We start from the raw sequence: 10,573 nt of genomic DNA, 5'->3' as shown, positions 1-10,573 counted from the left end.
TGGCGACGAAGGACTGAACCTGATCGCGCAGCATGTCGATGGTTTCACCGAGGGCGAAGTTCAGGGATGGGTAGCTCATGGGTCACCTTTTGGCTTTTTTGTCGGTTGATGAGACTGTCATTTGGTTCTCACCTTTACGTTAACGTAAGCCTGTGACGAAAGGCTGTCAATCACCCTTTACGTTAACGTCAACTTGAGCGAGAGTAGAGGCAGTTCTGAAAAGACCGGCGTCGCTTTTCCGTGGCGAGGGAGCTTGCTCCCGCTCGGGCGCCAAGCGGTCGCAAATCGGCAGGCAAGGTGTGCCAGAAAGCACCGGGTTGCAGATTTCACGACTGTTGCGCAGCCGAACGGGAGCAAGCTCCTTCGCCGCATGAGCCTCGCTCCTACAATAAAGACAATAGGGGTCGTCATGGATCAACCCAATGTAAGCCCGCAACGCAGTTACACTCGTGGTTCCCAGGACAAAGCCTTGCTGGCGATGACCATCGGCCAGGCGTTCGATAATACGGTCGCGCAGTACCCGGCCGGGGAGGCGCTGGTCGTGCGCCATCAACAGTTGCGCTACACCTGGCGACAACTGGCGGACGCCGCGGACCTGCACGCCAGGGCATTGCTGGCATTGGGGCTGAAGGCCGGTGACCGCCTCGGCATCTGGGCGCCGAACTGTGCACAATGGTGCATCACGCAGATCGCCACGGCGAAAATCGGCGTGATCCTGGTCAACATCAATCCTGCCTATCGCAGTTCCGAACTCGAATACGTATTAAAGCAATCAGGCTGCCAATGGCTGGTGTGTGCCGGCGCGTTCAAGACCTCCGACTACCATGCGATGTTGCAAGGTCTGGTGCCGGAACTGGCTGAACAATCCATCGGTAAGCTCAGCTGTGAAAAACTGCCGGAGCTGCGCGGCGTGATCAGTCTGGATGCTCAGCCGCCCAGCGGTTTCCTGCCGTGGTCGCAACTGGCTGATCTGGCGGGCAGTGTGTCGGCCGAGCAACTGCGCGAGCGCCAGGACAGCCTGCATTTCGATCAGGCGGTCAACATCCAGTACACCTCTGGCACGACGGGTTTTCCCAAGGGTGCGACTCTCAGTCACTACAACATTCTCAACAACGGTTACATGGTCGGCGAGAGCCTGGGCCTGAGCGCCGCGGATCGCCTGGTGATCCCGGTGCCGTTGTATCACTGCTTCGGCATGGTCATGGGCAATCTCGGCTGCATCACCCATGGCAGCACGATGATCTACCCCAACGATGCGTTTGATCCACTGTTGACGCTGCGCACCGTCGCCGAAGAAAACGCCACGGCGCTGTACGGCGTGCCGACCATGTTCATCGCCATGCTCGATCAGCCGCAGCGTGCCGAGTTCGACCTGTCGAGCCTGCGCACCGGGATCATGGCCGGGGCGACGTGCCCGATCGAAGTCATGCGCCGGGTCATCAGTGACATGCACATGAACGAAGTGCAGATTGCCTACGGCATGACGGAAACCAGCCCGGTGTCGTTGCAGACCGGCCCTGCAGATGACCTGGAACTGCGCGTCACTACCGTCGGCCGCACTCAACCGCAGCTGGAAAGCAAGATTATCGACGAAGCAGGCAACCTGGTTCCGCGCGGCACCATTGGCGAGTTGTGCACCCGTGGCTACAGCGTGATGCTGGGCTATTGGAACAATCCGCAAGGCACCGCTGAAGCCATCGATCAGGCGGGCTGGATGCACACCGGCGATCTGGCGAGCATGAATGACGAAGGTTACGTGTGCATCGCCGGACGTAACAAGGACATGATAATCCGCGGCGGCGAGAACATTTATCCGCGAGAGCTGGAGGAATTTTTCTTCACTCATCCGGCTATCGCCGACGTGCAGGTCATCGGCATCCCTTGTTCCCGTTATGGCGAGGAGATAGTCGCCTGGGTCAAATTCCACCCCGGGCACAGCGCTACCGAAGAAGAGCTGAAAGACTGGTGCAAGACGCGCATCGCGCATTTCAAGACCCCGCGGTATTTCAAGTTTGTCGACGAATTCCCAATGACCGTGACCGGCAAAGTCCAGAAATTCCGCATGCGCGAAATCAGCATTGAGGAATTGGCCATTCCTTGAAAACGGGCGCATCAAAATATTGCTGGAAACGTCATCGGTGCCGTTTGCCGATGACGTTTCGGGTTTCAAGTCCGTGGTTTTCGAGAGGGTGGTAACTATATATATTTCACATTCGATTAATGGTTTTTGTTCAAGGTTGTTTCTTCGGGTGCTTGCAGTTTTTTAGTCTTTTTTAGCGCCGTGAAGGCGCGTAATTTTTCTGCCTGGGTATTTTATTCAAGGCGGAAATACGATGACACAAACATTGGCTGACGTGGGCAATTGGCAAGAAAAGCCCGAAGTAATTGGCGACAAGAGCATTCATATAGACTTTATAGAAAACAGTCTGCCGGAGTGGTTGGTGCGCAGCCCTCTGCACAGAATCGGCGCTCTGAAACACGCCCGATTGGAGATTCCGCAATGGTACAAGTCTGCATCTACTGACCAGCATCAGGCAGTGGCCAGCGCTCTGAAAGAAAGCTGGGATTCACAAAACGCTATCGATGAAATCGTCACCAGCCAAGAGAATGTCTATGCATTCGGTAAACGATTACTCCAAGCCAGGTTGAAATCCAGATACGGTATTGAAGAAGACGTCGAACAGACGTTTGTACGTCTTTATTGGCGCAAAGGACACATCGTCCACGGCTTCAAGATTCGTACAGTTTCCTTGTTGGATGCGGCACTGCATAACTTCGCAAGTTCCGAAGTTTTTCACTCTGATTCGATGTTCATCACTTCTCCCGACGCCCGTGGTCATTTTGATGTAAAGGGCGCGACGCTTGGGGCGATGGGGATTGCGCAGTTTGTGGAACTTTGCCGAAATCTGGATATTGGCGCCAGGCACAGTCGATATCTCAGAAGTTTGTTGCTTCCTCTGGATGGCTTGGGTGAGCGAATACTTCAACGGAAAATCATCAAAAGTCAAAAAGCCGCAATGAGCACTGCGGCGCACCTCGCGTTGATGAAACGGGACATTGATGAGAGTGCCCACGCGGTGGTCATGGGCATCATCAACGAACAGCGCAATGTGTATTGGGCTGGCAAGAGAATAAGCACTTACAACCTGGAAATGCTCGGCGTAGTGCTGAGCCAGATTGTCGTCATTAGCGCCACAGATCGTTCCTCAAACCATCTTGATCCTGTCATTGCCTACGTTCCCCATGATCCCGAACATCCACTGAAAATGTACCCATCGGGAGCAGACTTTACCGGCGAGTTGATTCGCCAGTTTCGCGACAAACCTGCACCTGGACGGCAAGGCACTGCGCTCAGCGTGACCTCCGCCATACAGCAACCTGCCCGGGCTGAAAGTTATCAACATTTCTTCACTCAATTTGTTCCGCACAAGCAGCGAGGGCATTTTCTCGCACTGCTCAATTATCGCCTGCGCGGGATTAAATGGCATGAAGTGCAACCGGGTGAGGGGCAGCCTGCCTGGCGCGAAGAGGACATCGCTCAGCCTAATCTGGAATATAAATTTCACCCGTTCGAGGCCGACACCGAAAATCGCTTTGATGGCAATGTCTGGCCATACCTCTATCGGATGTCGATCAACCGGGTTCTCAACGACGCCCGCGAAATTGCGATATCCACGGCCTACGCTGACCGGATGGCACGCTGGGACTGGTGGGACAACCTGGAAAAGTTAGCTTCCCAGGCGCTCAATGTGGCGCTGCTGGTGGTAACGCCGTTTGTGCCGTTTCTAGGCGAGTTGATGATGGTGTATACCGCCTATCAACTGACCAGCGACATCATCGAAGGCGTCATGGACCTGGCGCTGGGACTGGGCACCGAGGCCGCCGAACATTTGGTCGGGGTGGTGGAAAGTGTCGTTCAACTGGGGATGTTTGCCGCGGGAGCAGAGATCGGGAAGTTGATCCTCCCCAAGCTTTCGCCTGTCATCGAACAGGCCATTGTTGTCGAGTCGCCGAAAGGTAAAAAGTTGTGGTATCCAGATCTGGATCCCTATACCCAGCGCAACCTGGCGCTGCCGGAAAATTCCACACCGGACGAATTGGGGATGCATCGTCACCAAAACAAGAAAATCCTGCCCCTCGATGGCAAGCATTTTGAACTCAAGGATGAGCCCCAGACAGGACACTACCGATTGCAGCACCCTGATCGAGCCGAGGCTTATCAACCGGTCGTCAGGCATAACGCAAACGGTGCACTGGTCATCGAGGGCGAAAAGCCCAGGTCCTGGGATGAGCAAACCCTGATGCGGCGACTCGGGCCAACGGTTGCGCCATTCAGCGACAGCGAGCTAGCGGACATTCGTGCCATCAGCGGCACCGATGAAGGAGAATTGCGCAGGATCTACACCCGGAATGAGCCCGCGCCGCCTCTGCTGGAAGACACCATCAAACGCTACAAGGTGCTGGAAGACATCGATCTGACCAAAGATCGGATTCGCGCGGGGCAACCCATGGATCCTTCGTCTAACTGGTTTGCACAGTTGGTGACCGATTTTGACGGATGGCCGAGTGACAGAGCGTTGGAGGTCTTTCAACAATCCGACCTGAACGGACCCTCGCACAAATACGGAAAAGCCGATGCCAATGCGGACAATACCCTCAGGATCAGCCTGGCCGATGTCATGAATGGACAGTTGCCGGAACGCGTGGTGAATTTTCTCCAAGAGGGCGAACTGAGGGCGCTGCTGGGAGGGGAGTTCTCCCGGGACCAACAGGTGCAACAACTGCGCAATCAACTGGCTGATCACGTTGAGGGGAGGCGAGGCAGTGTGTTCAATAATATCTATCGTTTTCGCGAGCGACCTGGCAATACGAATTCCCGGCTTGTGCAACGTGAGTTTCCGAACCTTCCGCGCAGCGTCGTCGAGCAAGTGCTGGCGCGTGCCGACGCGACCGAGCAAGCGGTGATGACCAACGAAGGCCGGATGCCGTTGCGGCTGAAGAACCTCGCTCGCGAACTCGAATTTGAAGCCCGTGCCGTCCGTGCTTACGAAGGCTTTTATCAGGATGCGTTGTTCACGCCAGAAACCGAAAAGCTGAACCTCAGGGCGCTCGCCGTCTACAGCGATGCATTGGCTGATTTGCGAATCGAAATTCACTCCGGCACCTGGGATGGACCTTTGCGCAACAGCGTGGGGGCTGAAAAGGCTTCCACACTCAAGCATTTGGTGCGCGACGAGAACGGCCTTTACGAAGTCTGTGATGCGCAAGGTCGCAAGCTGCGGGACGCCACTGATTTTTTTGAGGCGATTTTATATGCGCTGCCGGCACAAGAAAGGGCTCAGTTGGGCTTGCGTCCGGGCCAGGGGCCGCGGCTCAAACAATGGCTGATGGAAAAGTTGCTGCCGCCCACTGAGCGTCGAATCGCTCTGGCTGAACCCCCTGTGCGCATCACGCCAGACCTGGAGGACGCCAGCTTACTCAAGGGACCGGTCTACAGCAAAATCAGTAAATGGCATCAGGACCGGGTCAGGGAGCAACGACTGCGGGCGCTGTATCCGGGTCATAGCCCTGAGGAATTGAACGCCGTCGTGCAGGCCTTGAGCACCGATACGTCAATCACCCTGGAAATGCTCGAACAGGAGAAGCTGCAGTTGGCAAGCCAATTGAACGGGTGGGAAAGATCATTCCGGGACAGCGGTTTCTGGCCTGAAACGCGTCGCCGGTTTTGCACCGAACTGCTCAAGGCCTGGGAGTCGCCGTCCAGAGTGTTCAGGGACGAAACCGGTGATCGGCGATTCGGTGTCAGGCTGCAGGTGCCGAATGTTGAGATGGATTTACTGTTGCTGGAGTTTCCGCAGTTGACGGCTAACTTCCGTAAGGTGACCAGCCTGAATCTGTCGGGTCGCAATTTCAATCAGGCTCACAACGCTTTTCTGGAGTTGTTTCCCAAACTCGAGGCGCTCGGTTTGGCGGGCAATGAACTCGAAAGGGTGCCCGATGCCGTCGCAAAACTGCGTAACCTGCAACATCTGGATCTTTCCTCAAACCAAATTGCACTGTCTGCGCAAGACGTGGCTCAGCTCAGGGAATTGCGGCGATTACGGGAGTTGCGCCTCAACGGCAACCCGCAGTTGACGGCTGTGCCGGACATCAGCCAGATGCCGGATCTGCGAGAACTCGACCTCAGTGGCACCGGTGTACAAGACTGGCCGGTCGGTCTCTTTGCCAGTCCCCGTGATCAGTCATTCCGGTTGGAATTGAACAACACCGCGATCAAACACATACCCGAAGTTGCACCGGGCTCCGCCAAAGCAGAAACCATTGCTCGCACCAGGCTCGATCGTAAAAAGCTCGAGTTCGATGATCAGGCGCGTTTTGCAGACTACAGGGAATCAGTCGGGCTGGACCCTGAACGCACTTACGAGCCCAAGGGGGACAGCAGTTTCTGGCTGGAGGAGGTCGACGTCGCCGAACAGCCAGAACTCCAGGAACTCTGGGATAGCGTTGAACGTGAGCATGGCTCCCAAGGTTTTTTCGAGGTGAAGCAGCTGGAGGAATCCGAGCATTTCGAGACGATCGAAGACCAAGAGGCTTATGAGGACAATCGGGACGACCTTACTCGTCGGGTCTGGCGCATGCTCGAAGCCGTTTCCTATGATGATGTGTTACGCGATCGATTGTTCAAGAACGCGAGCTTTCCAGGGCTGTGTGCGGATGGGGGCGCGGGAATCTTCAATGATATGGGGATCGAGGTGCTGGCGTCGGAGCACAATCGATACTTCCTGCCCGAGCAACGGGAGCTCAAGCAGGCGGTGTTGGCCAAAGGCGCAGCGCGTCGTAAACATCTCGACGAAGTCATCAAGGGCGATATTGCCCACCGCATCAAGCCGGTTGCAGAAGGCGGGTTGGGGCAGCACTTCAGAGGGCAGATGGTCGATGGCGTGCCTGAAAGACGAGGTTTGCTTGAGGTAGAAATCTATCTCGCCTATCACACCCGGCTCGCAGACGCTCTGGATTTGCCCTGGTTATCCGAGCACATGACATACCGCCGACAGGCGTTGGTCACCCAAGCCCAGATTGCTGCTGCCCAAGAGACGGTGCTGGCCATGGGGGAGGGTGACGGCCTGGTCAACAAGATGTTGCTTGAACCCTACTGGGAAAACTGTTTGAAGGAACAGTACAGCACTCAATTACAGGCTTACAGTGAACGTTATGACCAACAGTACGAATCGCTTGATGATTTGCTGTCGGCTCATGACGATTGGATAAACGCACAGCATCAGGCGCCTGAAAGCAACGCGCAACTCAAGAGCCGTCTGGAGACGCTGGCCCTGGAGCTGAGTGATCTTGGTGTTACCCAAGCCGAGATATTGAGCACTGAGCCCATCTCGCAAACGCGCTCCAGCGAACTTCTCAACAAGCTGGGTTATCAACGCGACGAACTGCTGCGCCAGTTGACACGCGACGCATTAACGCGCGCCAAAGGGGTCAGGAATCGCGACTAGGCAATAAAGATTCAAGTGATGGATTGTTCGAAGTGAGCCCGGGCGTGTTTTGCCGGTGCTTCAGACAAGGTTGCATTGTGCTGAAAAGCACAAAGGGGAGCCGAAGCTCCCCTTTAATTTTCGTTGCGCGTGCTCTTTTTTTATTATTGAGGGGCGGTCTGTTTTTGTTTTTGGCAACCGTTGCCCTTTACCGCTGTTTTTGGCGATCCCCATCCGGGATCAAGAGCAAACGTATTTTTTTGAGCGCTGATCTACTTTCTCGCCAAGCGATCCAACCAGTTCGGGAGCTACCTGAAGGTAGTTTTATTTTTCTCTGCCCGGTTGCGGGTTACTCCGAAAAGCACCCTGAAAAGCACATCTTCTCCAAAAAAATCTGTTAGCTGCGTCTCTGCCGTGTTGTTTTTGTTATGTCAGAGTCGTTACGTCTTGTTTTTATTAGGGTTGCCGCAATTTTTTTATTCTTGTTGTGCGATAGAGATAGCAGGAGCCGTGCCAATTTTTGAAAACCCTTTAAAATCAATAGTTTGAGTTTTATGTAAGATTTTTCGCTTCAGGCTGATCCCTACATTTTGTTTCCGTGTTACTCGAATGTGCCCACGCTTCAGCTGTTGCGGTAACACCCGGACACATTCCCCCCACTCATTGTGCGCTGCGAGCTTTGGCCACTCGCGAACCTGTAGGGCGCCCAAGCACAGAGCAAATCTGCTGGCCGGCCAGGATCAACGCGTCCAGGTCAATTCCGGTTTCGATACCCAAGCCATTGAGCAGGTACACCACATCCTCGGTAGCGACGTTACCGCTGGCGCCCTTGGCATACGGGCAGCCACCGAGACCGGCGATGGAGCTGTCGAACACAGAGATGCCTTCCAGCAGGCTGGCGTATATGTTGGCCATGGCCTGGCCGTAAGTGTCGTGGAAATGCCCGGCCAGTCTGTCCCTTGGCACATCGGCCGACACCACTTCGAACATTCGGCGAGTCGCGCCAGCGGTGCCGGTGCCGATGGTGTCGCCCAGCGATACTTCATAGCAGCCCATGGCGTAGAGCTCGCGGGCTACCAAAGCGACCTGCTCCGGCGCCACATGGCCTTCATAGGGGCAGCCCAGCACGCAGGACACGTATCCGCGCACGGTCACGCCGTGTTGCCTGGCCGCCTCCATGATCGGCACGAAACGCTCCAGGCTTTCGCTGATCGAGCAATTGATGTTGCGTTGGGAAAACGCTTCGGAGGCTGCCGCGAACACCGCGACTTCCTTCACTCCGCTGGCCATGGCGTCTTCAAAACCGCGCAGGTTGGGCGCGAGGGCGCCGTAGGTAACGCCCGGCTTGCGCTGGATCCGGGCGAAAACCTCAGCGGAACCGGCCATCTGTGGCACCCACTTGGGCGAAACGAAACTGCCGACTTCTATATAGCCCAGGCCTGCAGCCGTGAGGGCGTCGACCAGTTGCACCTTGTCGGCGACGCTGATGGGTTGGGCTTCGTTTTGCAGACCGTCGCGGGGGCCGACTTCGACCAGGCGTACGTTGGAGGGAAGGGACATGGGGATTCGACCTGTTGTATTTGTTTTGAGGCTACAACGATCCTGTGGGAGCGGGCTTGCCCGCGATGACGGAGGATCAGTCAGCATCAATGTTTAATGTCATGCCCTTATCGCGGGCAAGCCCGCTCCCACAGGGAATTGTGGCGGGTTATTGAATCGATTCCTGGCTTTTGAGGGTTTGCTCCAACGCCTGCACGCAGCGTTCTTCGGCGGTATCAAGCTCCAGCTTCATCTGTTCGATGTCCAGTAACTGCTGCTCCAGCTGTTCCCGACGCTCGCTGATTTTCGCCAGCATGCTGTGCAATTGCTTGGTGTTACCGCTGGACGGGTCGTAGAGCTCGATCAGTTCGCGGCATTCGGCCAGCGAGAAGCCGATACGCTTGCCCCGCAGGATCAGTTTCAGGCTGACCTTGTCACGGGGCGAATAAATGCGTTCCTGGCCACGGCGCTCGGGACTGAGCAGGCCTTGCTCTTCATAAAAGCGAATGGCGCGGGTGGTGATATCGAGCTCACGGGCGAGATCGGAAATGCTGTAGGTCTGGCTGCTCATGGAGGCGCTCGCAAAAGGTCATGGCGCTAAGCTAATGGCAGGTTGACGTTTACGTCAAGGGGCAGGTTTTTTCACTGTCCTTGCTGGCCCCATCGCGAGCAGGCTCGCTCCTACAGGGGGATCTGTGTTGAGCACGAGAATTGTGTTCAATGAAAATCGAATGTAGGAGCGAGCCTGCTCGCGATGAGGCACCTCGGAATCAAGCCCTACACTTTTTCAAGCTTTTTCTCCTGCGCCGTCACCTGCTGGCACAACTCGATCATCTGCTCGCGCATCCAGCGGTTGGCCGGGTCCTGGTCGGTGCTTTCGTGCCAATAGAGGTGGGTTTCCACTGGCGGTACACCGTTGACCGGCAAGTTGAAGGCCTGCAGATCGTTACGTCGGGCGAAGCGTTCCGGCACCGTCATGACCATGTCGGTCTGCTGCATCACCTGTGATGCCATCAGGTAATGTTGCGAGCGCAGGGCGATTTTGCGCTGGATGCCCATTTTGCCGAGGGCCAGGTCGACATAGCCCAGGCCGCTGCGACGGCTGGAGATATGGATATGGGTCAGGCCCAGATACTCATCGAGCGTCAGTTTTTCCTTGCCAGCCAGTGGGTGGCCCTTGCGCATGGCGCAGACGTAGTGATCTTCCATCAACTTGACGTGGCGTACCTGGGGGTCGGTGTTCAGTGGGGCGTCCACCGCGAAATCAAGACGACCGGCCGCCAGTTCCTTGGTGGTTTCCCGGCGTTTGGACAGGAAGCTTTCGATGATCACCGTTGGTGCCAGGCGACGCAGGCGCTGGAACAGCGGTGGCAGGATCACCGCTTCGGTGAGGTCGGTCATGCTGATGCGGTAGGTCTTGTTCGCCTGTTGCGGGTTGAAAATGCGGCTTTCCTGTACGGAGATGCGCAGCAGCGACAGGGCGTTGCGCACCGGCCCGATGATGTTCTGCGCCATCGGCGTGGGCACCATGCCTTGGGCGGTGCGCACGA

Annotated in this window: 6 protein-coding genes; 2 read left to right on the top strand and 4 right to left on the bottom strand. The window is 56.1% G+C overall.

Going from position 1 to position 10,573, the window contains the following annotated elements:
* Positions 1–79, bottom strand: a 79-nt coding sequence (locus tag D8U18_RS29020) for a hypothetical protein (RefSeq protein ID WP_241664315.1), incomplete at its 3' end; no start/stop codon positions are given.
* 330 nt (positions 80–409) lie between these two features.
* Here D8U18_RS29020 and D8U18_RS10400 point away from each other — a divergent pair.
* Together D8U18_RS10400 and D8U18_RS10395 are read left to right on the top strand one after the other, a co-directional pair.
* Positions 410–2,101: an AMP-binding protein gene (locus D8U18_RS10400; RefSeq protein ID WP_130904284.1), complete on the top strand. Its 1,692-nt coding sequence runs from the start codon at positions 410–412 to the stop codon at positions 2,099–2,101.
* A 232-nt stretch (positions 2,102–2,333) separates the two neighbouring features.
* On the top strand, positions 2,334–7,505 hold the full coding sequence (locus tag D8U18_RS10395; protein WP_131107581.1) for a DUF6543 domain-containing protein: 5,172 nt from the start codon (positions 2,334–2,336) through the stop codon (positions 7,503–7,505).
* Between the two features lie 639 nt (positions 7,506–8,144).
* On the opposite strand, the gene D8U18_RS10385 is transcribed toward D8U18_RS10395, so the two are convergent.
* The 3 genes from D8U18_RS10385 to D8U18_RS10370 form a co-directional block, all read right to left on the bottom strand.
* On the bottom strand, positions 8,145–9,044 hold the full coding sequence (locus D8U18_RS10385) for a hydroxymethylglutaryl-CoA lyase (RefSeq protein WP_056854646.1): 900 nt from the start codon (positions 9,042–9,044) through the stop codon (positions 8,145–8,147).
* A 148-nt stretch (positions 9,045–9,192) separates the two neighbouring features.
* Positions 9,193–9,594, bottom strand: a complete 402-nt coding sequence (locus tag D8U18_RS10375) for a MerR family DNA-binding transcriptional regulator (protein WP_007980992.1) — start codon at positions 9,592–9,594, stop codon at positions 9,193–9,195.
* A gap of 206 nt (positions 9,595–9,800) precedes the next feature.
* Positions 9,801–10,573: LysR substrate-binding domain-containing protein (locus tag D8U18_RS10370; protein WP_131107580.1), on the bottom strand; the 773-nt coding region annotated here is incomplete at its 5' end.

The sequence above is a fragment of the Pseudomonas sp. Sample_10 genome (assembly GCF_004321495.1).
Lineage (GTDB): Bacteria > Pseudomonadota > Gammaproteobacteria > Pseudomonadales > Pseudomonadaceae > Aquipseudomonas.
The sequence above is the reverse complement of the archived record's forward strand: the minus strand, read 5'-3'. Positions and strand labels throughout refer to the sequence as shown.